The sequence below is a fragment of the Sphingomonas sp. GM_Shp_1 genome, from assembly GCF_026540895.1.
GTDB lineage: Bacteria > Pseudomonadota > Alphaproteobacteria > Sphingomonadales > Sphingomonadaceae > Sphingomonas.
The window spans coordinates 16873-42870 of sequence record NZ_JALNUR010000002.1 but is presented as its reverse complement, the minus strand read 5'-3'; the positions used below and the strand labels follow the sequence as shown (position 1 = coordinate 42870).

General features: G+C 67.5%; 21 protein-coding genes. 9 read left to right on the top strand and 12 right to left on the bottom strand.

Annotated features, from left to right (window positions below):
- The first annotated feature begins 72 nt into the window (after positions 1–72).
- The 4 genes from OXQ33_RS01380 (at position 73) to OXQ33_RS01365 (ending at position 3305) form a co-directional block, all read left to right on the top strand.
- Positions 73–405, top strand: a complete 333-nt coding sequence (locus tag OXQ33_RS01380; protein WP_267432779.1) for an endonuclease domain-containing protein — start codon at positions 73–75, stop codon at positions 403–405.
- Positions 406–407: 2 nt separating this feature from the next.
- The gene (locus tag OXQ33_RS01375) at positions 408–707 is read left to right on the top strand and encodes a proton-translocating transhydrogenase family protein (RefSeq protein ID WP_267432777.1); all 300 of its coding nucleotides are present in this window, start codon (positions 408–410) and stop codon (positions 705–707) included.
- Positions 708–751: 44 nt separating this feature from the next.
- Positions 752–2239 carry an NAD(P)(+) transhydrogenase (Re/Si-specific) subunit beta gene (locus OXQ33_RS01370; protein ID WP_267433047.1) on the top strand — a complete coding sequence of 496 codons (1488 nt, stop codon included), beginning with the start codon at positions 752–754 and terminating at the stop codon, positions 2237–2239.
- Positions 2240–2384: 145 nt separating this feature from the next.
- Positions 2385–3305: a hypothetical protein gene (locus tag OXQ33_RS01365; protein ID WP_267432775.1), complete on the top strand. Its 921-nt coding sequence runs from the start codon at positions 2385–2387 to the stop codon at positions 3303–3305.
- Between the two features lie 58 nt (positions 3306–3363).
- On the opposite strand, the gene OXQ33_RS01360 is transcribed toward OXQ33_RS01365, so the two are convergent.
- Both OXQ33_RS01360 and dapF read right to left on the bottom strand, forming a co-directional pair.
- Positions 3364–4188: an oxygenase MpaB family protein gene (locus OXQ33_RS01360; protein WP_267432773.1), complete on the bottom strand. Its 825-nt coding sequence runs from the start codon at positions 4186–4188 to the stop codon at positions 3364–3366.
- Positions 4189–4507: 319 nt separating this feature from the next.
- Positions 4508–5443 (bottom strand): diaminopimelate epimerase, encoded by a 936-nt coding sequence (gene dapF / locus OXQ33_RS01355; protein WP_267432771.1) that lies wholly within the window; start codon positions 5441–5443, stop codon positions 4508–4510.
- Between the two features lie 146 nt (positions 5444–5589).
- Here dapF and OXQ33_RS01350 point away from each other — a divergent pair, with 146 nt between their 5' ends.
- The 3 genes from OXQ33_RS01350 (at position 5590) to OXQ33_RS01340 (ending at position 7642) form a co-directional block, all read left to right on the top strand.
- Positions 5590–6153, top strand: coding sequence for a helix-turn-helix transcriptional regulator (locus OXQ33_RS01350; RefSeq protein WP_267432769.1), 564 nt, complete (start codon positions 5590–5592; stop codon positions 6151–6153).
- On the top strand, positions 6150–6926 hold the full coding sequence (locus tag OXQ33_RS01345; protein ID WP_267432767.1) for a glutaminyl-peptide cyclotransferase: 777 nt from the start codon (positions 6150–6152) through the stop codon (positions 6924–6926). The genes OXQ33_RS01350 and OXQ33_RS01345 overlap by 4 nt, the downstream gene beginning before the upstream one ends.
- 224 nt (positions 6927–7150) lie before the next feature.
- On the top strand, positions 7151–7642 hold the full coding sequence (locus OXQ33_RS01340; protein ID WP_267432765.1) for an Rrf2 family transcriptional regulator: 492 nt from the start codon (positions 7151–7153) through the stop codon (positions 7640–7642).
- Here the strand turns inward: OXQ33_RS01340 and OXQ33_RS01335 are convergent.
- The 7 genes from OXQ33_RS01335 to OXQ33_RS01305 all read right to left on the bottom strand — a co-directional run bounded on the left by OXQ33_RS01335 (position 7580) and on the right by OXQ33_RS01305 (position 17147).
- Positions 7580–8791, bottom strand: coding sequence for a DUF1501 domain-containing protein (locus OXQ33_RS01335; protein WP_267432763.1), 1212 nt, complete (start codon positions 8789–8791; stop codon positions 7580–7582). The two genes, OXQ33_RS01340 and OXQ33_RS01335, sit on opposite strands and share 63 nt — an antisense overlap.
- Positions 8792–8800: 9 nt before the next feature.
- Positions 8801–10333, bottom strand: coding sequence for a DUF1800 domain-containing protein (locus OXQ33_RS01330; protein WP_267432760.1), 1533 nt, complete (start codon positions 10331–10333; stop codon positions 8801–8803).
- 130 nt (positions 10334–10463) lie between these two features.
- Positions 10464–11555, bottom strand: a complete 1092-nt coding sequence (locus OXQ33_RS01325) for a phosphatidylinositol-specific phospholipase C1-like protein (protein WP_267432758.1) — start codon at positions 11553–11555, stop codon at positions 10464–10466.
- Positions 11555–14224, bottom strand: a complete 2670-nt coding sequence (locus tag OXQ33_RS01320) for a TonB-dependent receptor (protein WP_267432756.1) — start codon at positions 14222–14224, stop codon at positions 11555–11557. The genes OXQ33_RS01325 and OXQ33_RS01320 overlap by 1 nt, the downstream gene beginning before the upstream one ends.
- Before the next feature lie 225 nt (positions 14225–14449).
- The gene (locus OXQ33_RS01315; RefSeq protein ID WP_267432754.1) at positions 14450–15220 is read right to left on the bottom strand and encodes a Crp/Fnr family transcriptional regulator; all 771 of its coding nucleotides are present in this window, start codon (positions 15218–15220) and stop codon (positions 14450–14452) included.
- Entirely contained in the window at positions 15217–15600 is a 384-nt protein-coding gene (locus OXQ33_RS01310) for a response regulator (protein ID WP_267432752.1), read from the bottom strand. The genes OXQ33_RS01315 and OXQ33_RS01310 overlap by 4 nt, the downstream gene beginning before the upstream one ends.
- Positions 15597–17147 carry a GAF domain-containing protein gene (locus tag OXQ33_RS01305; protein WP_267432751.1) on the bottom strand — a complete coding sequence of 517 codons (1551 nt, stop codon included), beginning with the start codon at positions 17145–17147 and terminating at the stop codon, positions 15597–15599. Before OXQ33_RS01305 ends, OXQ33_RS01310 begins: the two co-directional genes overlap by 4 nt.
- Positions 17148–17387: 240 nt before the next feature.
- On the opposite strand from OXQ33_RS01305, the gene OXQ33_RS01300 reads away from it, so the two are divergent.
- Complete coding sequence (locus tag OXQ33_RS01300; protein ID WP_346015331.1) at positions 17388–19868, top strand: DUF3772 domain-containing protein; 2481 nt, start codon at positions 17388–17390, stop codon at positions 19866–19868.
- 110 nt (positions 19869–19978) lie between these two features.
- Positions 19979–22384 (top strand): TonB-dependent receptor, encoded by a 2406-nt coding sequence (locus OXQ33_RS01295; protein WP_267432750.1) that lies wholly within the window; start codon positions 19979–19981, stop codon positions 22382–22384.
- A 168-nt stretch (positions 22385–22552) separates the two neighbouring features.
- Here OXQ33_RS01295 and OXQ33_RS01290 read toward each other — a convergent pair whose 3' ends face one another.
- The 3 genes from OXQ33_RS01290 to OXQ33_RS01280 all read right to left on the bottom strand — a co-directional run bounded on the left by OXQ33_RS01290 (position 22553) and on the right by OXQ33_RS01280 (position 25983).
- Positions 22553–23920, bottom strand: a complete 1368-nt coding sequence (locus OXQ33_RS01290) for an ATP-binding protein (RefSeq protein WP_267432749.1) — start codon at positions 23918–23920, stop codon at positions 22553–22555.
- Complete coding sequence (locus OXQ33_RS01285; RefSeq protein WP_267433045.1) at positions 23917–24597, bottom strand: response regulator transcription factor; 681 nt, start codon at positions 24595–24597, stop codon at positions 23917–23919. Before OXQ33_RS01285 ends, OXQ33_RS01290 begins: the two co-directional genes overlap by 4 nt.
- A 159-nt stretch (positions 24598–24756) precedes the next feature.
- Positions 24757–25983: a histidine-type phosphatase gene (locus OXQ33_RS01280; protein ID WP_267432748.1), complete on the bottom strand. Its 1227-nt coding sequence runs from the start codon at positions 25981–25983 to the stop codon at positions 24757–24759.
- Positions 25984–25998: the final 15 nt, after the last annotated feature.

Here is a 25998-nt window from a genome sequence, read left to right as displayed (position 1 = left end):
GTGCGGCAAGTGCGTCGGCCTGAAGTGTCACTGGCTCGCAAGCTGCGACGGACGATGACATTGCCCGAAGTCATGCTCTGGCGACACCTACGCGGTTCGCCGGATGGCGTGCGGTTCCGGCGACAGCATCCCATCGGCTGCTATGTTGCCGACTTCTTTTGCACCAAGGCCCGCCTGATCGTCGAAGTCGACGGGGCGGTGCACAGTATCGAGGCGCATATGAGCCGCGACACCGCGCGAGACCGATATTTGAGCGACAACGGGTACAGGGTCATCCGGATCGGGGCCGTCGAAATCCTGCGCGATGCCGGGGCGGTTGCCGCTTCGATCGTCTCGCTGGCGGCGGCCCCCCTCCACCACTCGCCTGCGGCGAGCGGTCCCCCTCCCCGTGCCGGGGAGGAGTGATCATGGACTTCATCGCGATCCTGTCGATCTTCGTGCTGGCGTGTTTCGTCGGCTATTATGTCGTCTGGTCGGTGACGCCCGCGCTGCACACGCCGTTGATGGCCGTCACCAACGCCATTTCCTCGGTCATCATCGTCGGTGCGCTGATCGCTTCGGCGGCGACGTCGGGGGCGACGGGGTCGGGCGTCGCCAAGTGGCTGGGGCTGGGCGCGGTGGTGTTGGCCAGCATCAACATCTTCGGCGGCTTCGCGGTGACGCAGCGGATGCTCGCCATGTACCGCAAGAAGGAGAAGCGCTCGTGATCGCCCCCGTGCCGCCCGCGCTGTCCACCGGGACCGTCGGGGGAATGAATGCGCTTCCCGCCAGTCCCTGGGTTTCGCTTGCCTATCTGGTCGCGGGGGTGTGCTTCATCCTGGCGTTGCGCGGATTGTCGAGCCCGACGACCAGCCAGCGGGGCAACCGCTTCGGCATGGCGGGCATGGCTATTGCGGTCATCACCACCCTGGTCACGCATGTGCCCTTTGGTCTGCCGGAGGGGAGCCGCAACTTCGACGATCAAGGCGTCGACTGGATCGCGGTCGCGGAAATTCTCGCCGCCATCGGTCTGGGCGCGGCTATAGGTATCACCACCGCGCGCCGTATCGCGATGACCGCGATGCCGCAGCTGGTCGCCGCCTTCCACTCGCTGGTCGGGCTGGCAGCCGTCGCGGTCGCCTGCGCGGCCTTCCTCAATCCGGTCGCCTTCGACATCGCCGATATGGTGGTGCCGATGATCGGCCAGCCCTTTGCCAGCATTCATGTCGTCAGCCGGGTCGAGATGGCGCTGGGCGTCGCGATCGGCGCGATCACCTTTTCCGGCTCGGTGATCGCCTTCCTGAAGCTCAACGGCAATATGGGGGGCAAGCCGATCCTGCTGCCCGGCCGCCATGCGCTGAATGCGGGGTTGCTGGGGGCGATCGTCATCCTGGTCGCGATGTTCACCCGCGATCAGGCGCCGTGGATCTTCTGGACGATCACCCTATTGTCCTTCGCCATCGGCTTCCTGCTGATCATCCCCATCGGCGGGGCGGACATGCCGGTCGTGGTGTCGATGTTGAACAGCTATTCGGGCTGGGCGGCGGCGGCGATGGGCTTCACCCTGCACAACAGCGCGATGATCATCACCGGCGCGCTCGTCGGCAGCTCGGGCGCGATCCTGTCCTATATCATGTGCCGGGCCATGAACCGCAGTTTCATCAGCGTGATCGCGGGCGGCTTCGGCGCGAGCGATGCGGGGAGAGCGGGTGGCGGCGCGGCGGTCGACCGGCCGTGGAAGCGCGGCAGCGCCGAGGACGCGGCGTTCCTGATGAGCCAGGCCGAACAGGTCGTCATCGTCCCCGGTTACGGTATGGCGGTGGCGCAGGCGCAGCATGTCCTGCGTGAGATGGGCGACCTCCTCAAGAAGGAAGGCGTCCGCGTCAAATACGCCATCCACCCGGTTGCGGGGCGGATGCCCGGCCATATGAACGTCCTGCTGGCCGAGGCGAACGTCCCCTATGACGAGGTGTTCGAGCTGGAGGACATCAACGCGGAATTCGCCCAGACCGACGTCGCCTTCGTCATCGGCGCCAACGACGTGACCAACCCGGCGGCCAAGACCGACCGCTCCTCGCCCATTTACGGCATGCCCGTGCTCGACGTTGAGAAGGCCAAGACGGTGCTCTTCATCAAGCGGTCGATGGGCGGCGTCGGCTATGCCGGGGTCGATAACGAACTGTTTTATCGCGACAATACCATGATGCTGCTCGCCGATGCTAAGAAGATGGTCGAGGAAATCGTCAAAGCCCTCGGCTAAGAGTCCGATTCGGACTGACGCAGCCCCCCGAATGCCGTTCCAGTTGCTAGATCAATGGCACCGTGTGTCGTAGTGATACATACGCTAGGTCCGTGAGATCAGGGCGATCTACGGGCCTGCGATGGAAAGGCCGCAGGGGACGAGGGTGAACGGACAAGAGCTTTACGGGGGTGGTTTCGGGGTCGTGGTGATCAGCGCGCCGGCGCTTTCCGCAGCGGCGAGCGATGCGGTGCAGCAGGCCGGGGGGCGGGTTCTGCGCACGATCGCATGGGCCGCGGTCGCCGATGAGATCGGCCAGCAGGCGGGCCGTCCGCTGTTGCTGGTCGATACGCATGGGGCGGAGGCGGACGCGATGGAGATCGCGCTCGCCCGGATCGACGCCGTGGCGACCGCGCTCGACCTGCCCATCGTGGTCAGTCTGGCGACGGCGGAGATCGACCTGGTCGCCGCGATGCTGCTCGGGCCGCGCGTCGCGATGCTGTGCGATGCCAGCCAGACCGAACTGGTCGCCGCGCTGGCGGTCGCGGGGGCGAGCAATAGTGCCGCCTCGTTGTTGCACGCCCATTTCCGCGAGGGCGAGTCCGAACGGCTGCGGCGGCTGAACGCCGAGGTCGCGCGGATCGCCGAGGCGCTGGCGCGGCTGTCGGTGCAGGAGGAGGAAAGCCGGCGCGGCGGTGTCGGGGATCGGCACCAGAGCTTTCATGCGACGCCCGCCCGCGCGCAACCGGGCGACGCCGAGATGGTGCGCCGGATGATCCGGGCCCGGCGGTTGCGCGACGGCTTTTTCGGCTCGGGGCTGTTCGAGGAACCGGCCTGGGACATGCTGCTCGACCTCTACGCCGCCAGTCTGGAGGGCACGCGGGTGTCGGTCTCCAGCCTGTGCATTGCCGCCGCCGTCGCGCCCACGACCGCGCTGCGCTGGATCGGCAAGATGACCGAGGCGGGCCTGTTCGCGCGCCAGCCCGACCCGGTCGACCGCCGCCGCGCCTTCATGATGCTGACCCCCTATGCGTTGGACGGGATGCGCGGTTATCTCGACGCGATCAGGCGGCTGGGGACGATGTAAGGGGATGGGCGGGGGCGAAGCAACGCGACTTCTTCGCCCACGTCCCAATAGCGTCCGCTCAGCCCGCCAGGGCCCAGCGGATCGCGCCGCCCAGCCGCCGGGTGCCCGCGCGGATCGCCGGGCGGATCGCGGCGGGGCCGTCCAGCCCGTGCAATCGCGCGGCCCAGTCGGGCAGCAGGGCGATCCCGGCCTGGGTCAGCCAGGTCGCGACCGGCGCCAGCGCGGGGCTGGGGGCGGGCTGGTTGAGCAGGGTGCGCGCGACCATGCGGGTGCGCGCATCGACGCGCAGTTCCGCGCGGATCGAATCGAGGAACCGCGCCAATTGATGCCGGTCCTCCGGCACGTCCTTCGCGCCCAGCCGGTACGCGATCGTCGCCATCTCCGCCAGATAGCGATCGGCCTGTGCGTCGGAAAAATCGGGATCGCGATAGGTGCGATGCGCGCGCAGGAAACTCTCCACCTCGGCGGCGTGGACGAAGGTCAGCAGATGCGGATCATTGGCGCTATAGGGCGTGCCGTTGGGTAGGGTGCCGCCGACCCGGTCGTGAACCTGCCGGACGCGGGCGATCATCGCCTCGGCCGCGTCGGTCGAACCATAGGTGGTGACCGAGATGAACCCCGCCGTCCGCCGCAGCCGCCCGGCCATGTCGCGCCGGAAATTGGAATGGTCCCACACCCCCGCCAACGCGGCGGGGTGGAGCATCTGGACGAGCAGCGACGCGATCCCGCCCGCCATCATCGCGGTGAAATCGCCATGCACCGCCCATGTCGCCGAGCCCGGCCCGAACAGGCCGTCATCCCCCGGCGGCCGCGTCAGGTCGAGCGCGCGGGAACCGACCACGTCACGTATCTGGTCGGCGATCTGGCGGCGAACGGGAAGCATGACGGGTCAACGCTTCGCTTCCGCAATGCGTTGCGAGGGGTGACCCATGCGCTTCGACTTCGCTCAGCGCGAACGGAGCGGGGTATTGTGGGGGAGCCCCCCAAGGGACGGATTTAGCCCTGACCCCCGTTCAGCCTGAGCGAAGTCGAAGGCCATGTTCCGCCCCAGCCGACCTTTCCATGCACTTCGACCTCGCTCATTGCGAACGGATGGTGGGATGATCGGCGAGAAGATAACCGAGACGGCCCTCAAAATCTTCGTTCAGCCCAAGCGCCGTCAAACGCCATGTCCCGCCCTTGCCGAAAACCGTCCGCCCGGCTCACCCCCGCTTGGCGGCATCCCAGGCGGCGATTTCATCGGGAAAGCGCCGTTCGACCGCCAGGTCGCCGGCCGTCTCGGTCGCCAGATCGACCGAGACCGACCCCGCCCATTCATAGGTGGCGTTGCCCGATAGCGTGACCATCCCGTCCTGCCCCGCAAAGGCGCGGACCAGGCCGCCCCGATTGAACACCACGGTCGGGCGGTCCCAGGCGATCCGTCCGGTCAGGCAGGCGGCATAGGTGGAGGCCGCCATCGCGCTGCCGCAGCTGTCGGTCAGGCCGACGCCGCGCTCGAAGGTGCGGACGAACAGCGCGTCGCCGCGCAGCTCGACGAAGGATACATTGGCGCGGTTGGGCAGCCAGTCGGGCGCGGCTTCGCACATCCGGCCCAGGCGGACGAGCTCGGCCTCGTCCACCTGGTCGACGAAATGGACGAGATGGGGATTGGGCATGGTGACGGCAGTGAAGCGGCGGGCATCGTCCAGCATGGGCAGCACCGCGTCGACCAGCCGTTCCGGCGCGCCATGGATCGGCCAGGCGGTGGTGGACAGCCCCGCCGGTCCCGCCGTTTCGCGCACCGTATAGACACCCGGCGACAGCTCGGCATCGCGAACGGCATCGGCGTGCGAGGTCTTCAGCCGGACGGTCGCGGCGTCGATCCCCAACGCCTCGAACCCCGCCCGCGCGACGCAGCGGACGCCGTTGAGGCAAGTTTCGGCCTCGCTGCCGTCGCTGTTGCGCATCACCATGCCGAACGCGGCGCGGTCGTCGCCGGGGACCAGCAGCAACAGGCCGTCACCGCCGACCGGCCCGTCGCGATCGGCGAGCGCACGAGCGACACCCGCCCATTCCCCATCGCTCAGCGACAGGTCGCGCGCGTCGATCATCGGAAAGTCGTTGCCCGACCCATGGCATTTGACGATCGCGAACCGCATCGCGGGGCTCCTTCCGGCATTCCAAGACAAGGCGTCGCTTAAACGAGACTGTCCCGCTTCGCCACCCATGGGGCTGGCCCAGGACTTGCCAAGCCGAGATGGCTGTAGGACAGCCACGCACGAGACGGTTGGAAGGGGAGAGGGCGATGATCACCGCGATCCGCGAGGTGCGCCGCGCCAAGGGCATGACGCTGGACGATGTCGCACGCGCCTGTTCCCCGCCCACCACGCCGCAGACGATCGGGCGGCTGGAAATGGGAACGCGCACCGTGTCGCTGCCCTGGCTCAACCGGATCGCCGCCGCCCTGGGCTGCACCACGACCGATCTGGTGACGCTGCCGGTGCGCGAGACCCTGCCGGTCGCCGCGTTGCTGGGGCCGCGCGGGGCGGTGGCGCCGCGCAGCGCACGGGTCGTCTCCCCGCCCTGCGCGACGCCGGGGATGATGGCGGTGACGGTCACGGGCGCGATCGGCGAGTACCGCGCGGGCGATGAACTCTGGTGCGAGCCGCTGGGGCCGGATAGATTCAGCCAGGCCATGAATCGCGATATCCTCGTGCCCCGCCCCGCCGGTGGCTATGTCTTCGCGCGGCTTGCCGCCGTGCTGCCCGACGCGCTCCACCTGTTGCCGCTGGAGCCGGGGACGGCGGGGGTGACCGTGCCTGCGCCCGCCTGGATCGCGCGGGTCGCGCGACTGGTGCGCACGCTGTGATCCGGTTCCTCCTGCCGCTGGCGCTCGTCCTGGCACTGCCCGCCGCTGCGCAACAGGCGTCTGCGCCCGCGCCGGTCGAGAAGCCCGAACTGGTCCAGGCCTATCCGCACGATACCACCGCCTTCACCGAGGGGCTGCTGATCGCGGACGGCGCGATGTACGAAAGCACGGGGCGCGAGGGGCAGAGCATCATCCGCCAGGTCGATCTCGCCACCGGCAAGACGCTGCGCCAGGCGACCGTGCCCGACGGGCTGTTCGGCGAGGGGATCGTCGCCTGGGGCCCCGAACTGCGCAGCGTCACCTGGCATGGCGGTCGCGGCTTTCGCTGGACCCGCCCCGCGCTGAAGCGCACCGGCGAATGGCGCTATGACGGCGAAGGCTGGGCGATGACCGATGACGGGCATCACATCATCCTGTCGGACGGCACGCCCCGGCTGCGTTTCCTCGACCCCAAGACGATGAAGGTCGCGCGGACGCTGGACGTGACGGTCAATGGCCGGCCGCTCAAATATCTCAACGAGTTGGAATATATCGACGGGCAGATCTGGGCCAATGTCTGGATGACGCCCTATATCGTGCGGATCGACCCGGCGACCGGCGTGGTGGCGGGCGTGGTCGACCTCAGCGACCTGGTGAACCGGGTCGGTCTGACCGACCGGGATTCGGTGCCCAACGGCATCGCCTATGACCGGGTGAAGCGCCGTATCTATGTGACGGGCAAGAACTGGCCGGAATTGTTCGAGATCCGCCTCGCCTCCGCCAAGCCGCACTGAACGCGCGGGGCAGCGGACTTCGCGAAGGGCCCGCATCCGACCCATCATGATCGAAAATTCTTCGGATACGTTTCAACCCTGGAACGTTAACGAAATAAGATTATGAAAAATAACATGGATCAGTAATAGAAAAGCCGCCATGATCCATTCATGCGGACGATGCCGATCCATGGCCGTCGCGGTTGACGCGGCCGCGCCCGGAGCGTGAAAAGGAGCGTTGAGAGTTGCCGACCAGCACCCGTTTTGTCGTCTCGCTGCATATGCTCGCCCTGATGGCCGAGCATGGCGACACGCCGCTGCGCTCCGAAGATATCGCGGTCAGCGTCAATTCCAATGCGGCGGTGGTCCGCGCGCTGCTGCTACGGCTGGCGGCGGCGGGGCTGACCCGATCGCAACTGGGCAATCGCGGTGGCGCAATGCTGGCCAAGTCCTCCGCCGATATCCGGCTGGTGGAGGTGTATCAGGCGGTGGAGGACCGCAACTTCTTCGCCTTTCACCGCCAGCCGCCTGATGGCGAGGGGATGATCGACCGGCACATCACCGCCAGCCTGGAGACGATGCTGACCCCGGTGCGCGAGGCGCTGGAGGACAAGCTCGCCGGGCTGACGCTGGACGATGTGCTCGACGATATTCGCGAGCGGGCCGGGGTGCTGTCAGATCAGGCGCAGATCGGTCGTGCGGCTATCGGGGAACAGCGGCGCCAGGCGGCTGGCTGACAGGCCGAACTGCCGCCCGACCAGCCCGCCGATCAGCGCGCGGTAATCGGTCAGCACGGGCAGGTCGCGATTCTGGTTGAGCGTCGCGGCGGACAGGGCGACCTGCTCGCCCGCCATCCGCCCGCCCGACACGCCGCCGCCCATCACCCAATAGATGCTGCCATGGCCGTGATCGGTGCCCCGGTCGCCATTCTCGCGGAAGGTGCGGCCGAACTCCGACACGACGACGACCGTGGTGCTGCGCCACGCCTCCGGCCCGATCGCCTGGGCGAACCCGGCCAGCCCGCGCCCGAGATCGCCGATCCGGTCCGCCAGATAACCGGTCGCGCCGCCCTGGTTCACATGGGTGTCCCAGCCGCCGACATCGACGAAGGCCAGGTTGAACCGGTCGCGCATCAACGTGCCGATCCGCTGCGCTGACAGCGCGAAGCCTTTGGCCGAGACCGCGCCCCGGCTGGCGGCCTTCATCTCCTGATCCAGCGTCTTGTAGACCGTGTCGCGCACGGTGAAGCCCTCGCTGACCGAACGGGCGAGGTCGGGATGCCCGGCATACATGCTCTGGATCAGCGTGGCCTGGCGCTGGTCGATCGGCTTGCCGACATTGGCCAGCGCCAGATTGGGGATGGGATCGTCACCGCCCCGGAAGCACAGTGGCAGTTGGTCGGTGAAGGCGATCGGCTTCTCGCCCGTGCCCAATATGTCGGCGAGCCGCGCCATGAAGCCCGAGCCGTAATCGCGATGCCCGCCGACCGGCTGGCCCAGCTCGATCGTATCCTGGGTTTCGAAATGGCTGCGGCTCATATCGTCGGTACCCGCGAAAGGCACGAAGGCGATCTGCTTCGCCTGCCACAGCGGCAGGATCGAGTCCTTCAGCGCCGGGTGCAGCGCCCAGTCGGCATCGAGCGGCAGCGGGGCATTGGGGTTGGCGGGATCGGGTTTGGGCAGCGCGATGGTCGGGCGCGACTGGCGGTAGAAATCGCTGGTGCTGGGTACCACGATGTTCACCGCGTCATAGGCACCGCGCAGGAACACGACCAGCAACCGGCCGCCCGCCTGCGATGCGGCGAAGGCGCGACCCGCCATCACCATGGGGGCGAGCGCGGCGGCGCCCAGCAACAGGTCGCGGCGATGGACATGGGGAATCCTCATGCGATCCTCCTATCGGTGCATGAATTCGGGCGAGGAGAAATACAGGCTGTTCCACTCCGCCGGGGATCGCGCCTGGCCGAGCGCGGCGAGCGTCGGCTTGCCCAGCGTCGCCATGCGTGTGGCGATGACGGGCGAGTCCTTCAACAGGGGCGGCGGGGACGGTGGCGGCGGCGCATCGGGGGCGGCATCCGGCGACTGGAACAGCCGCGCCGCGCCGCCGCCGATCTGCCGCGCGATATCGAAGCGGGTCGCCATCTGCCCCGGCCCCGACCAGGCGGCGCTGGACAGGTCATAGCCATCGGGCGTCTCATGGTCGTACAGCCCTTCGCCCATCTGGCGCATCCAGTTGATGATCGGCTTGGCATTGGTGACGTCCCGGTCGCCATAGGCGAGCCGCACCGCCGACAGGGTATAGCCGACCGGCTCCTTGAATCCGCCGGTGGCCGCACCGCCGAATTCGCGCGAGCGGATCATGGTGCGCAACACTTCGGCGATGTCGCCATGGCTCTGGCGGAACTTCGCCGCCATCCGATCGACCAGCGCGGGGGGTGGCGTGTCGCCCATGAAATAGGTCGCGATCCGCAACGACACATGATGCGCGGTCGCCGGGCTGTCGGCGATCAGGTCCAGCGCCTGCTCGACCTCGGCGAAGCCCGAGCCCTTGATCTCGTGACCCAGGAAATGCTTGGTGCCGAAATCGTGGCGGGCCGGGTTGAACTCGAACAGCCCGGCGCGCTGGTAGAGCGGCTGAAGCTCGGGCTTCAGCTTGGGCGCGTCGGGTTTCTGGTCGACGCCGACCCCGGTCAGGATGCGCGCCAGCTCCTGCACGTCCGCTTGGCTATAGCCCGAGCCGACACCCATGGAGTGCAGCTCCATGATCTCGCGCGCGTAATTCTCGTTGATCTTTCCTCGCGCATTCTGGTCATTGTCCAGATAGCGCAGCATCGCCGGGTGGCGCAGCGTCGCCTCCAGCAGGTCGCGATAGCGGCCCAGCGCATGGGCGCGGATCGTCTCCTCATAGTCGCCGACCATCGCGCGGATGTCGCGCTTGCCTGCCTGGACGTTGAAATGGTTGAACCAGAACCAGGTCATCCGCTCGCGCAGCTGGTCGGGCGAATAGAGCGCGCGCAGGATGAAGCGTTCGCGCGCTTCATCGGCAAGCGCGTTCATCGCCTGCTGATAGGCCTGACGCGCGGCCTTTTTCTGCTCGGGATCGGCGATCGCCTTGAAGTCGCGCTGCATCGCGTCGGTTTCGACCACCAGCGCGGCGACGGGTTCGCGCGAGATGCGCATCGCATCGATCCGCGCCTGTACCGCCGGGGGCAGGGGATCGGGCCGGTCGTCCAGCTGGTGCCGCAGCCAGGCGTCGCTGCCCGCAGCGGGGCCGGTATCCGGCGCAGCGGACGGTCCCCATCCGAGCCGTTCGGCCCATCGCGCCTCGCGCGCGGCGTCGGTGGCACGGGCGGGCACCGCCGCCAACAGCGCCGGAGCCATGATCAGCCAGGATGCGATACGCGCCATGCCGCCATCCGCCTCCGCCATGCGCCGACCGGCTGGGCGCGGGCTTCCTGAGTGGCAATGTGGCGAAATGAGGCTGAACCTCGCCTTGCCCGGAGGTGAAAAGCCCGTCAGCGGATGGTCACTTAATCCTCCCCGGTACGGGGAGGATTGCTTACTTCAGTTTGCACCCCGCAGGCTGCGTTACCGGGTTGCACCGCTCCATCGATCCGCCGGGCAGCGTCACGGTGAAGCCCTTGTTCCACCCCCGCGTCGGCGCGCCGGGATAGTAGTCGGTCGACACCGCCTGCGCGCCGCTGTCGATCGCGGCCTGCTGGCGGCTGTGGTCGTTTGCCCGTGCTTCGACCGTGTCGGCGTCGGTGCGGGTGCGAACGATAAAGCCCTGTTTCACCCACTCCTTGATCTTGGCGCCATCGGTGCGCGGATCGCCGACGATCTCGACCGAGGCCTCGGGTTGGTCGGTGTCGTACCAGCCGAAGATCGCCCGCCCCTTCAGAGAGGGATGCCCGGCACGGTAGAGGTCGGACACGTCCGACGGCGTGTCGAGCACGAACCAGATTTTCCCGCGTGTGCTCTCCAGCGTGGGCCAGCCCTTGGTGGTCACCGCTTCGCGCAACGTGGCGGCCTTTCCGCGCACGTCGTCGGGGGTGATGATCCGGTTCGGCGTCAGCACGTCGCGGATCTCCTCGTCCAGCGCGTCGAGCAGCGGCGCGGTCAGCGGCAGCGGATCGGTGACGCCGGGCTTGTTGATCGGCCGGTCGGCGGCGTTGATCGTCACCATGATCGGCAGGTGACGCGGATGCGCGCGCGACCAGGCGTCGATCTGGCCGATGCACTGCTTGAACGTCCCGCAGGAGCGGTAATCGACCTCCGGGATGTGGAAGACCTTGAAGCCGGGCTTCATCATCGCGGCTTCGTCGAAGCCGGTCTGCTCGCCCGCGGCCTTGGCGAGTTTTTCGCCCATCGGATGCGCGAAGCGACCACCTTCGGGATCGGCGAAGATGTCGATCTCTAGTTGGCGTACGCCCCGGTCGAGCTGCTGCGCCAGGGTCAGGTGATCGTAATCCAGCGCGGCGGCCAGCTTGGGATCGCGCTGTTCCAGCGCCGCGAAGACGGCGGGCGCGATCCGCTTCTTGTAGCTGTTGTGCGAACCGACGACCTGCACGTCGTTCATCCGCAGGGACGCTCGCGGCGCCGGAGCGGCGGCGGTCGCGAGGACCGCCGCCAGGGTGAGGAAGACCTTCATCAGAACTCCGCCCGAATGCCGAACAGGATCGTCCGGCCATAATAGTTGATCTCGCCGAAGCGCAGGTCGTTGTCGTTATAGGTGTTCTGGCGTGCGCCCGCGATGTTGATCCCCTCCAGGCTGAGCGTCAGATTCTCGGCGGCGCGGACCGACAACTGGCCGTCGAGCGAACCGAAGGCGGCGACATAGGTCGGGGCCTGCACCGTGCTGCCCGTGCTCGACAGATATTTGTCGCGCCAGACATAGGAGAGGCGCGCCGAAAGCGGCCCCTTGTCGTAGAAGCCGACCAGGTTGAAGCTGTTCTTCGACAGGCCGATCAGCTGGTCCTTGATGGTGCGCGACCCCGCCGTGTAATCGGCCTGCACTTCGGTGTGGGTGTAGGACCCCTGCACGCCGAAGCCGTCGAAGGGCTTGGGCAGGAAGGTGAAGACCTGGCTGTACGCCGCTTCCGCGCCGTACACCTTGGCATTGCCGCCATTGACCGAGCTGGACAGGCGAACGGTGCCGCGACCCGGAATGTTGATCTCGGTGTTGGACTGGGTGATGTAATCGTCCATTGCCTTGTAGAAGACCGCGCCCGACAACATCCCCGACGGCGCGAAATACCATTCCAGCGATCCGTCGAACTGGGTCGCGAGGAAGGGGACGAGCTGCGGGTTGCCGCCGCTGGCGGTCGGGGCGTCGGTCGACACGGTGATGCGCGGTGCGGTGTCGGTGACGTTGGGACGGGTCAGCACCCGGCTGGCGGCCAGGCGACCGACGAGCTTGGGGGTCAGGTCGGCACGCAGGTTGAAGCTGGGCAGGACGTTGTTGAACGTCTTGGGGTAGCTGACCGGCGTGGCGACACTACCGCTGGTCAGCGTGCCGCTCGCCACCTGGTCGGTGTGGACATAGCGGACGCCCAGATTGCCGCTGACCGGCACCTGGCCCGCATCGAACTGATAATCGGCACGGAGATAGGCGGCGGCGATCTTCTCCGTCACGACGAAGGACGAGCGGCGGTCGCCATTGGTGATCGGTTGCGCCTGGATGGCGGGGGTGAAGAAATTGCCGACATAGGCCGCCGTCACCGGCACCAGCCAGTTACGGAAGGCATTGCCGCCCACGCCCGAGAGGAAGTCGTCATAGGGCAGTTGCTGATAGGCGCCCGCGCCCAGATTGGTCAGCGGCTGGTTGGTCGCGGTGTCGATCAGGTAGTCGCGGCGGAAATAGTCGCGCTTGCGCCAGTGATATTCGCCGCCCGCTTGCAGCTTCGACAGGAAACCGTCGAAATCGTGCCCGACGTCCAGGCGCGAGTAGAAGTCCCAGTCCTTGCTGTCCTTGGGAGCGATGTTGAACTGGAACAGCTTGTAATTGGCGGGGTTGGAGACATCGACCGGCGTGGTGAAGGTCGGCATGGTCTGATAGCCGGCCGACGCGTCATAGGTCAGCGGCGCGATGAAATAGGCGCGGCTGCGCACCGTGCCGGTGCGATAATCGGGGTGATAGCTGTGCGCCGCCGACCAGTTGATGTTGGCGGCGACATGCCAGCGGTCCGGGTTCCACGTCTGCTTCAACCCGATGGTCAGCAGGTCGTGGCGGTTCAGGCTGTATTCGCGCGTGCCCATGAAGCGGACATTGTTGATCGTCGCCTTGGTGATCGTGTCGCCGACGACCGTGTAGCCGGGCTGGATCGCCGACGGAGGGCCGCCCGCCGTGCCGCCGTCATCGGGATAGATGTCCAGGCCGAACTCGTCATAGGCGACGTCCAGGCGGGTCGCCATCAGGTCCAGCGTGGTCTGCAATTCGGGGGTGGGCTGCCACTGGGCGGAGACGATGCCGGAGATGCGCTTGCGATCCTCGGTCTCGACGGTGGGGCGGGTACGGGTCGGCGAGTAGAGGCCCGCCGGGATGCCGCCCTTGTTCGCCGCCGTGTAGCGGTCGGTCAGCCAGCCGAAGTTCATGAAGCGGTCGTTGCGGACCGTCTTGCCCCAATATTGCGCGCCCGCCAGAATGCCGAAGGTGCCGTCGCCGTTCTTCGCGCTGGTCAGCACGGTGACGTTGGGGCGGACATTCTTGGTCTGGCTGGTATAGGTGCCTCGGATGTTGACGGTCGTCTTGTTGCCGACCTCCAGCGGGCGGAAGGTCTTCACGTCGATATTGCCGCCCAGCGCGCCTTCGCTCATGTCGGCGGTCGGCGTCTTCACCACGTCGATGCTGGAGGTGAATTCGGCGGGCAGCATCTCGAAGCGGAACTGCCGCCCGCCCGCGCCGCCATTCTCGATCAGGTCGTTCAGCGCGACGGTGCGCCCGTTCATCAGCGTGTTCTGGAACTGCGGACCCAGGCCACGGACGCTGACATACAGGCCCTCGCCGCGCGGGCGGGTGATCGCGACGCCAGGAACGAGTTGCAGCGCCTCGGCGACGTTCTGGGTCGGGAACTTGCCGATATCGGTCGAACTGATCGAGTCGACGCCGTAGGCGGCGCGGCGCTTGGTCTCGATGCCCGCCGCCAGGCTGCGCGCATAGGTGCCGTTGACGACGATCTCTTCACCCTGTCCGTCGCCGCTTTCGGCGGTCTGCGGCGCGGCTGCGGCTGCGGCGCCGGTGTCCTGCGCATGAACGGCCAGCGGGCCGGTCGCGAGAATGAGCGAGGCCGATGCCTTCAACAGGCTGCGGAACGTAAGCATCTGATAAATCCCCCATCGGCCGTCTTGCCGGTTCGGCGGGGGCGTTAGGTGGGCTGAGTGTCAGCTTGGCGAAAATTTGATGACGTTACCGTGAAAGGCGGCAAGTCGATCAAGAATCGGTCAGAAATAGCGGATGGGCGACCGGATTTCGCCGGAAGAGGGCGATGGCCTGTCAGGACCGACGCAGGGTACGCCGCGCCCGGTACGCCTTAAGCGGGGACGGAGTCAGTCGCCATATTGCGCGGAATGCGTGTCGAGCGGGGTCTGCTGGCCGGTGACCTGCGGGCTGAAACGACCGATGGTCCGCGCGGTGCGTTCGGGATCGCGTAGCAGGACCCGACCCGACTTCCACATCAACTCGCCGTCGCGCCGTGCCTGCTGGATCATCCGGTTGACATGGACCGGGGTCAGCCCCAGCGCGTCGGCCAGCATTTCCTGGGTCAGCGGCATCTCGAAACTGCCGCCCACGGTCAGCCCGGCGAGCGACAGCCGCTCATAGATTTCCAGCAGGAAGTCGCCGATCCGCTCCTGCGCATTGAGCCGCCCGAGCTGGACCACATGGCCCAGCAGATAGGCCTCGTCCAGCGCCTCGCCGATCGCATAGGCCTGTTCCAGCGAAGAGCCCGGCGTGGCGGTGGGCGCGGTGCAGACGGTGCATTCGGTCAGCGACACCACCGTCGCCGAGGCGATCGGCGTGGCATGGCGCGTCGTCCCGATCACTTCGCCGGGCAGGTAGAAACTCATGAACTGCCGCCGCCCATCGGGCAGGACGCGAACGCGCGCCGCCCAACCCTGCAGGACCAGCAACGGCTCCGCGACGGGACGGCCGATGGTCAGGAAGCTGTGCCGCACCGGATAGGTCCGCGCCCTTTCGGCGGCCCGCTCCAGCACCGCCAGGTCCCCCGCATCGAGCGGCGACAGCGCGGACAACCGGCGGATCGCGGCGGTGGCCACGGTATCGGGCGAAGCGGCCGAAGCGGCGATAGCAGGGGTCATGCGCATCCTTTGTCGGGCATCAGCGCCCCGATCGCGCGAACGACGCGGTCGGCCTGAAACGGCTTGGCGACGATCGAGGCGGAGCGATAGGGGGCCGGCAACGCCCATTCGTCATAGCCGGTCAGGAAGGTCCAGGGCACGTCGCGCGCGGACAGGCGGTCGGCGATCTCGAAGGCGCGCTCGCCCGACAGGTTGACGTCCAGCACGGCGGCGTCGAGCGCCTGGGTCTCGGCCAGGTCCAGCCCCTGTTCGAGGGTCGCGACCGGGCCGACCACGATCGCATCGGCGGCGCGCAGGGCCCGTTCCAGGTCGCGGGCGATGAAATATTCATCCTCGACCACAAGAATCCGCTTGTCGGCGAGCGGTGATGGCTGACTCATCCCTCGGCGCTCCGGTTCACAGGATCGGTGTCGTCCGCGCTCCATGGCAGGGATACCACGCACAGCACGCCGCCACCGCGAAATTCCAGTCTGGTCCGCGCACCCAGCCCATAGGGCAAAGCCTCACGGATCAACTCGGTCCCGAATCCCTGGCGTACGGGTGGGACCGGCATCGCTGGTACACCTGTTTCATCCCATTTTACAATCAGTTCACATTTATTATTTGATTTATGTTCGATTCCCCATGCGATGGTCAGCCTGCCGGCGGGGTGGCGCAGCGCCCCGTATTTGAGCGCATTGGTGGTCAATTCATGGATCGCCAGCCCGATCGACTCGGCCGTATCGGCGGGCAAGGCCACGTCCGGCCCCTCGATCGACAGCCGTTCGTCCTCGATCGCACCGACGCCCAGCAGCTCGTCGCGGATCAGGTTTTCCAGGTCGATCTTGCCCGACCGCGTCTGGGTCGCGACGACCTGCGTGCGCGCCAGCGAGTCGAGCCGCCCGCGGAAATGGTCCGCGATCTCGTCGATCGGACCGCCGCTTTCGACCGTGCGGGTGAAGATCGACCGGACGATGGTCAGGATGTTGCGCACCCGGTGCTGCAACTCGGCGACCAGCGTCTCCTGCCGTTCGCGCAGGCGGCGCAGGGTGTCGATGTCGGTGGAGGTGCCGAACCATTCGACCACCCGGCCATGATCGTCATGCACCGGCGTCGCGCGCGTCTTGAACCAGCGATAGCGACCGGTTTCGCCGTGGCGCAGCCGTCCCTCCATCGCCAGATCGCCATTCTCGCTCGCGCTTTCCCAGAAACGACGCGCGGCGTCCCGGTCGTCGGGATGAACGGCGGCCAGCCAGCCGTCGCCCAGGCTTTGCTTGACCGACAGGCCGGTCATCGCCACCCATTGCGCGCTCGCCCAGGTCCATTGGCCGTCGCGCGTCGCGGTCCACACCAGTTGCGGTATTCCTTCGATCAGCGACAGCAGGCGGCGCTGGCTGGCGCGGGAGGCGACCTCGGCACGTTTGCGAAGGAGCGCCTGGACGATGGCGGGGGCCAGTTCCTCGGCGATCGCCAGTTCGCGTTCGGTGAAGCCGGTCGGGTGGTTGCCGAGGGCGAACATCGCGAAGGTCTCTCCATCGCGGCGCAGCGGCACGCCCAGGAAGTTGCGCAGCCCCGGATGCCCGTCGGGCGTGCCCACCCGGTCGGGATGGCTGGCGGGATCGTTGACGATCAGGCTGCGATTCTGAAGAATCACCTGGCCGAAGATGCCGTGGATCTTCATGCCGTTGGGAAGTCGTCGCTCGCTGTAATCGGGATCGCCGCCGCCATAGGCGGCCCAGCCGCGCTCGCTGATCGCAATATGGTCCAGCCGGTCGTGCGATGGGCCCCGTTCGCCGAAGAAGCTGAATTCCGCTCCGGTCAGGTCCTCCGCCACCTCCAGGCACAGTCGACCCAGTTCCTCCTCGGTCGAGGCGCGCAGCGCTTCCTGAAGGATGCGGTTGATCCCGGCCAGCACATGCGCATCGCGGTGCACCGGGCCCTGGGGCATCGGAGCGGACGGCGCTGGTGGGGGTGATTGCCCGTTCATCGATGCCAAATCCGTCATGCGCAGAAAAATCCCGAGCCTCTTCAACGATCCCAGTGCTTGCGGGCTCCCCGATACACCCGAAACCGGACGAGGTGACAATCGGAGCGGGCGGCCCGTGGCCGTGGGTCCACGCGGCTTCCCCCTCGTCGGACGGGGTGCGGGAAGCTATGAGCCGGGAGTCAGCAATTTACGGCCCGTTTCATGCCCCGAAATCTTCCGTCGTCGCCCGCCACTTCACGAACCGCCATTCGGGCCCGGCTCGCCGCATGGGTGACGGCGTTCGTGACGGCGCTGATCGCGCTGGCCGCCATGGCGGTGCCCGTATCGGCGCAGGGCAATCCGGCGGCGGAAGCCACCACCCGCATCGCCCAGGCCGAGGTGGATGTGCGGTCGGTCGACCGGGCGCTGGATGCTCAGGTCGATGACGACGACCGCCGCGCGCTGCGCGAACGGGCGCAGGGGGCGCAGGACGCCACGACGCAGGCGGTCGCCGACCTGACCGAGCAACTGGCGCTGGTCAATGCGCGGATCACGGGTCTCGGCACCGCCACGCCGGGCGAGGTCGAGGCCCCGGAATTGCAGGCGCAGCGCAAGAGCCTGTCGACGCTGCGTTCGACGCTCGACGCCGCGATCAAGCGCGGGCGGCTGGCGGGCGTGGAGGCGGGACAGTTGATCGACGAGATCGACCGCAGCCAGGCCGAGCGGTTCAATGAGAAACTATCTTCCAAGACGCCGTCGCCGCTGAGCCCGGCCTTTTGGAGCATCGTGCTGGAACAGGCGCCGCGCGACCTTCGCCGTGTCGGCCTGTTCCTGAAACAGGGCAGCGAACAGGTGGCGCAGCACTGGCGCGGTGGGGTGCCGTGGCATGCGCTGCTCGGGTTCGCGCTGGCGATCATGCTGCTCGGCCCGGTCCGGCTGGGCGCGCATCGACTGGCGCAGCGCCGTCTGATCGCGGAGGCGCCGCCCAGCCGGGTGCGGCGCTCCGCCAACACGTTCTGGCGGGTGGCGGTGGGCACGCTGTGCCCGCTGGCGGCGGCCTTCATCTTCGTCCAGGGGCTGCGCTGGTCGGGATTGTTGCCGCAGCGCTGGACGAGTTTTCTCGACGGTTTCGTCTTCGCCTCGGGCGTGGCGGGGTTCACGGCGGCGGTGACCGGCGCGGTCCTGATGCGGAGCCAGCCGAGCTGGCGGATCGCCCCGATCGACGACGAAACGGCCAACCGCCTACGCCCGCTGTCCTGGGTGCTGACGCTGCTGACCTTCGCGACCGCGATGATCGGGTCGTTCGAGGGCGCGATCGGCAGCAGCCGCAGCGCGGTGGTCGCCACCCAGGCGACCGAGGCCCTGCTCCATCTGTTGCTGATCGTCGCGACGCTGGTCGTGCTGGGCCAGTTGCGCGCCCGCCGCGCCACGAGCGAGGATGCGACCCATGCGGGCGTCAGCGCGGGGCTGAGCGTCGCGACCCTGCTCGCCTGGATCGCGGTGGGAGTGGCCGGGCTGGCGCTGGTCATCGGCTATATCTGGTTCAGCTGGTTCGTCGCGCTGATGATCGGCTGGACCGTGCTGCTCGGCTCGGCGCTGTATCTGATGCTGGTCGCGGCGGACGATATCGCCACCACCGTCTTCGTGCGGGACAGCAGGGTCGGCATCACCGTGACCCGTGCGCTGGGCATTCGCGGCAGCATGGTCGACCAGTTCGGGCTGATCCTGTCGGGCGTGGTGCGGCTGGCGCTCGTCCTGCTGGCGCTGGGGATGCTGTTGCGGCCCTTCGGGGCGAGCGGCGATCCCGGGGCGATCTTCGACCAGCTCGCCACGGTCGCCGACGGGATCAAGGTCGGCAATGTCTGGATATCGCCCGGTGCGATCCTGCAGGGGCTGGTCGTGCTGTTCGTCGGGCTGGGGCTGGTGCGCATCTTCATGCGCTGGCTGGAGCAGCGTTACCTGCCCGCGACCGACCTAGACGGGTCGGGGCGCAATTCGATCAGCCTGGTCGCGCGCTATATCGGCATCGCGCTCGCGGTCATCTGGGCGCTCGCATCGCTGGGCATCGGGGTGGAGCGGATCGCGCTGCTGCTATCCGCCCTCTCGGTCGGCATCGGTTTCGGCCTTCAGGCGATCACCCAGAATTTCGTCTCCGGCCTGATCTTGCTGGCCGAGCGGCCGATCAAGATCGGCGACCTGATCCGGGTCGGTGCCGACGAGGGCGACGTCAAGCGGATCAGCGTGCGCTCGACCGAGATCGAGCTGGCCGACCATTCGACGCTGATCGTCCCCAACTCCGAGCTGATCACCAAGTCGGTGCTCAACAAGACGCTGTCCGGGCCGCTGGGACGGGTTCAGATCCAGTTTTCCGTGCCGATCGAGGAAGATGCGGAGGTGGTGCGCAAGGCGGTGCTGAATTCCTTCGCGGCGGAGTCGGCGGTGCTGGACGACCCGGCACCCAAGGCCTTTATCGACTCGATCATCGACGGTCGCATCCATTTCAACTGCTTCGCCCATGTCGACAGCCCGCGCGCCGCCTATGGCACGCGCAGCGCCGTGTTGTTCGCGCTCCTGTCGACGCTGAGGGAGAAAGGAATCGAGATCGGTACCGTGCCGCAAAAGATGGAATTGGTGCGCCAAAGCGGGACTTACGGTGCGCCCGCGCCAAGTACAGCCGCCCAAGATGAAACCAAGATGAAATGAACAAGTCTCGGCAGGTCATGGAAAGGTAACACCAGCTTCTTTCAGCGCCCCTATCCGCGCGGCCAGCGACGACCTGACAGGTCGATCGGGGGATAGGGATAATTACGATCATGACGACCAATTTCATTCGCGCGACGCTGCTGGGCGGGACCGCGCTTCTGGCGCTGGCGGGCGCTCCCGCTTTCGCCGCCGACACCAAGCCGGCCGATCCGGCCCCTGCGGCCGCTGCGGCGGAACCGACCGCCGATACGGGCGAGCTGAAGGAAATCGTGGTCACCGCGACCAAGCGCGAGACCAGCCTTCAGAAGACGCCGATCGCGATCTCGGTCATCGACCCCGCGATGATCAAGGACCGCCACGTCCAGAGCCTGCTCGACCTGGCGGACGGCAGCGTGCCGAGCTTGCGCGTCGCCACCTTCGAGGCGCGCCAGTCGGCGCTGACCGTCGGCATCCGTGGCATCGTCCCCTTCGACCAGAACCAGACCGCGCGTGACACCGGCGTCGGCGTCTATTTCGACGGCGTCTATATCGGTCGCTCGCAGGGCCTGAACGCCGCGCTGTTCGACATCGAGCGCGTCGAAGTGCTGCGCGGGCCCCAGGGCACGCTGTTCGGCCGCAACACCGAGGGCGGCGCGCTGTCGATCGTCACCGCCAAGCCGACCGGCAAGTTCGGCGGCTCGCTGACCGCCGGGTTCGGCAATTACGGCGCGTACAACACCGCCGCGCACGTCAACCTGCCCGAATTCAACAATATCGCGATCAAGCTGGACGGCGTGATCCAGCACCAGAACCCGTTCGTGAAGAACCCGCTGCCCGGCAGCGTGGGCTGGGGCGCGTTCAACCGCGTCGGCGGCCATGTCGCCGCCGTATGGAAGCCGGTCGACGGTTTCTCGGCCGAGCTGTCCTATGACCAGGCGAAGGACGAGAACACGCCCTTCTACAGCCAGCTCATCAACTACAATCCGCGCGGCCTGCCCGTCGCGACGATCGCGCAGATCAACGCCAATGGCGGCAAGCTGCCCGCGGGCACCATCGCGCCCTTGTCGCCGCTGGTCGTCGTGTCGGGCGACAACCGCATGAAGACCGCCGATATCGGCGTGCCCCAGCAATATAGCGTCGACAAGACGCACGGCTTCTCGGCCAAGCTGAATTATGACGTCGCGCCGGGGCTGGAGCTGCGCTCGATCACCGCATGGCGCGGTGTCACCACCGATCAGTGGGACAATTCGGGCGGCGCGCACCGCACCGTCTTCCTGCCGAACGGCAAGTTCAGCCGCTACAGCCTGTCCTTCATGCAGCAGCACCAGTTCAGCCAGGAATTCCAGGCGGTGGGCAGCGTGCCACAGTTCGATTACGTGGCCGGTCTCTATTACTTCACCGAGAACGCCCGCGAAGAGGCCGCGACCCCGTCGACCAACCAGTGGAATGCCGACGGCACCGGCTACACCATCCTGTCGCAGACCGCGCTGGGCACCATCGGCTCGGGCAACCAGGGCTGGGCACCGGGGTCGTTCTTCCTCCAGCGGGGCAGCTTCGCGCGCGCCTATAGCTATGCGGCGTTCGCGCAGGGAACCTATACGCCCGCAGGCTTCGACGCCTTTCACCTGACGCTGGGCGGTCGCTACACCCGCGACAAGCGCAACGGCACGCTGTATCTGGTGCAGGGCAAGTCGACCAACTTCCCCTTCACCTTCAATAACAACCGGTTCGATCCGATGGTGACGGCGGCGTTCGACGCGACCGACACCGTCCATCTCTATGCCAAATACTCGACCGGCTACCGCGCGGGCGGGGCCAACGACCGTTCGCAGACCTTCGCCGCCTTCGGTCCCGAAGCGGTCAAGGCCTATGAGATCGGGTCGAAGATGGACCTGTTCGACCGCCGCGTCCGCCTGAACCTGGCCGGGTACATCATGGACCGCACGGGCACGCAGATCGATTTCGACAATGTCGACACCAACCCGTCGAGCCCGACCTACAACCTGCATACCGAGGAAACCCGCAACGCGCCGGGCACGTCCAAGATTCGCGGGATCGAGGCCGATATCACGACCAATCCGGTCGAGGGCATGACGGTGGGCGCGTCCTATGCCTATACCTATACCAACGTGCCCGCCACGCCGAACCCGTTCCTGGGCAACGCGCTGACCCAGGTGTTCGTCGTCTACACGCCGCGCAACGCCGCCTCGGCCTATGTCGATTACGAAGTGCCGCTGCCCGGTTCGGACGCCAAGGTGCGCTTCCACCTGGACGGCAACTATGCCGACCCGGCCTATAGCTTCCAGAACGAGACGACCCGCACCGACAAGACCTTCGTGATGAACGGTCGTATCGCGCTGGCCGACCTGCCGCTGACCGAGAACGGCACGAAGATGACCATCTCGCTGTGGAGCCGCAACCTGCTCGACAACACGTTCATCTATCGTCGCTCGGCGGCGAACGCGACGACGCTGGGCGATTACGGCAACTTCAACCCGCCCCGCACCATCGGTCTGGAGGGGACGGTCCGCTTCTGATCCCGATCGATACCCCGACTGACGGGCCGCCCTTCGGGGCGGCCTTTTTTGTGGGGCCTGTCGCGTGGAGTCATTCCTCCCCTTCGGTCCGTTTTAAGACCAATCGACATTCAGGCCGCACCAAGCTTATTCCTCCCCTTGCAGGGGAGGAATGAATGTCGATCGGCCCTAGCGTCCGGGCAGGATCAGGGACACCCGGAGTCCCGGTTCCGCATCGCCCAGCACCAGCCGCCCGCGATGCAGCCGCGCGATCGCGGCGACCAGCGGCAGGCCCAGGCCGTGCCCCGCCTGTCCGCGCGACGAATCGAGCCGTCCGAAACGGCGCAGCGCCCGGGCGCGCTGCTCGGGCGGGATGCCGGGGCCGTCATCGGCGACGCTCAACGTCACGTCGCCGTCTGCCGCTCCGTCCAGCGCGACGCGGATCGCGCCGCCCGGCGCACCATATTTGATCGCATTGCCGATCAGGTTGACCAGCGCCTGGATCAGCAACTGCCGGTCGCCGACGAACGTGGTCGGGCGCACGGTCGCGGTGACGCCCAGCCGCTGTCCCGCCTCCTCGGCGACGGGGATCATCATGGTCGCGGTTTCCTCGACCAGCGCCGCCAGATCGACGGGCGCGAAGCCCGCCTGCCGGTGCCCCGCCTCGATCTCGGCGATACGCAGCAAAGCGGCGAACATGGCGAGCAGCGTGTCGCACTGCGCCAGCGCGGCGGAGGCGCGCTCGGCCTGGACCGGGTCCTGCGCCTCCTGGGCGATCCGCGCCACCTGTCCGCGAAGCCGGGCGAGGGGGGTGCGCAGATCATGCGCGATGTCGTTGGAGACGCCGCGCAATCCCTCCATCAACTCGCCGATCCGGTCGAGCATCCGGTTGAACGCGGCGGCCTGGCGGTCGAACTCGTCGTCCGATCCGGTGACGGGCACGCGGTGGCGGATGTTGCCTGCGATGATCGCCTCGACCGTGCGCCGCTGGTCGCCGATCCGGCGACTGACCAGCAGGGAAAAGGCGATCACCCCGCCGAACACGATCAGGATGATCGACCCGAAGCCGATCAGATAGATGCGGGTGCGCGTCGCACGGTAGCTGTCGAAGGGCTCGGTTTCCGCCACCACAACCAGCCGCCGCCCCGCGCCCGCCTCGCGAACCAGCGCGCGGCCATGCGACAGGCCGATGATCCCGTCCCGCTCGCGCAGGTCGGATCGACCCAGCGGCAGGGGGCGGCGGAGCGCGATGTTGCCGCCCAACGCCCGCCCCGCCGGATCGAGCAGCAACAGGCCGACATCGCCGGTATCGCGCGCGCCCGACAAGGTGGCGATGCGGGCCCGTATTTCGGACGTCGGCACCATGGCCTGCCCGGCATCGCGTTCCAGCACCAGTTCGGCGATCGCCTCGATCCGCTGATCGACCAGCCGCGCGACGGTGACGCGGTTGGCGGCCAGGATCGATATGCCGGTCGCCACCGTCGCGATCAGGAACAGGATCAGGACGCAGGCGGTCAACCTGCGCAAGCTCATCCGCCGGATCGCGCGTTCGATCATGGTTTCAACGAATAGCCGATCCCGCGCACCGTTTCGATCGGGTCCGCGCCGCCCTGTTCGGTCAGCTTCATGCGCAGCCGCCGGATATAGACATCGACGATGTTGGTCTCCGGCTCGAAATCATAGCCCCAGACACGCTCGATCAGCATGGCGCGGGTCAGCACCTCACCGGCATGGCGCGCCAGTTCGGCCAGCAGCTTGAGTTCCAGATTGGCCAGCGTGATCGGCTGGCCGCCGCGCCATGCGCGAAAGCTGGTCGGGCTGACCACGATATCGCCCGCGCGGATCGTGTCGGTTTCGCTGACCATCCAGCGGCGACCGCGCATCACCGCATGGATGCGCGCGACCAGTTCCTCGGCGGCGACCGGCTTGACGACATAGTCATCGGCCCCCGCCTCCAGCCCGTCGACCTTGTCCGATGCCATGGACAGCGCGGTCAGCATGATGACCGGCACGGTGATCCCGCGCGCGCGCAAGGTCTCGACCACCGACAGCCCGTCGAGGCGCGGCATCATCCGGTCGAGGATCACCGCATCATATTGTTCGCGGTCGAGCGCGGCGAGCGCCTGTCGCCCGTCACCGGCACGTTCGACCCGGTGGCCCATCGCCTTCAGGTCGGCGGCCAGCCCCTGCGCATAGTCTTCGTCGTCCTCGACGAGAATCAGGTGCAGACTCATCAACAGCTTCCAAATCGTCGTTCCGGTCGCCCTGTCGATCTGGATCATGTCGACAGGGTCGTCCCGGTCGGAACGCGTTGGATCAATCGGCACGCGACGTCCATGTCCATGTGGGCGGATGACGGCAATTTCACCCGGTAACGAGAACCGGCGCGACGATCATTCCGCAAGCGGCGCCAGTTTTTCCCCGAACAGCGCGACGAACCGGTCGAGCGGGCAGGGCGCGTCCGTCGGGCACCCCGGCACCCGCACCGGCGTCACCGTCACGGCGTTCGACCGGGCGCGGATCTGTTCGGGCGACTGGGTGCGATAGGCGAGGGTGACGAAGGGCTTGCCCGCCCGGTCATGCCAGCGCCGGATCAGGATCGCGCCGCCCGGTGCCGCGTCGTTGACCGCATAGCCCGGCGCGACCAGATCGAAACCCAGCAGCGCCGCCAGCGCGGTGACGTTGGTGTCGTGCCCAATCAGTATGTCCAGCTTCGGCCCCTTCGCCTCGGTCAGCGCGGCGATCATGTGGCGCCCGAACGCCGCCGACTGGTGCGCCGCCATATAGGGCGAGCGCGAATAGACGTCGAACAGCGCGGCATGGACCGCGCCCAGTCGCGCCAGCACCGCGCCATCGACCGGCGCTCCCCCGACCGAGGGCGACAGCTCCTCGGCATATTGCAGCAGCAGCACCTGCGCGGTGCCCGATGCGGTGCGGATCGGGCCGGTCAGGTCGATGCCATGACCATCGGCGGACGGCGTCAGCCGCGCCACCCCCGCCGGATCGCAGCCCGCCGGATCGCCGCACCCCAGCACCGCGTCGAGGAGGCGCAGCGCGTCGCGGTGCCGCGCGACCAGCGCGTCCATGCCGCCGGTGAAGCGATCGATATCCGCCACCGCCGCCGCCGCGTCGAAGCGCGTGGCGCGGGCGCGCAGCGGCTCGAACAGCGGGTCGACCTGTCCCATCGGCTCGTGCTCGACGGGCAGGGCGCAGCCGGGGGCGAGCCCCTTGGCATAGGCCGCCCCGCTGGCGATGGTGCGCGATGAACTGTTGGTGCGGATGCGCACCGTGCCGGGCGCGGGGCAGGCTTTCGCTAAGAGCAATCCTTGCGCGATCCAGTCCGCCCGGTCGGCGCGCGCCTCGATGGCCAGGGCGTCCGCTCCACGCGGCGTCAACTCGCTTTCCGGGGTGGACCATAGGGGCCAGGGCCGGGCGGTGCGGGTGCCGTGCGGCACTTCGCCGTCCAGTGGCGCGCGGACGCCGTGACGCATCAGCATCACCACCCGGTCCAGGGTCATGCCCCTGGGCACATCCTCCGATCGCGCGGCGGCGGGCATGGCGATGGCGGAACAGAGGAACGGCGCCAGCATCAGGGCGAGGCGGCGGGCGGTGGCGGGCATGACAGACATTGGGCG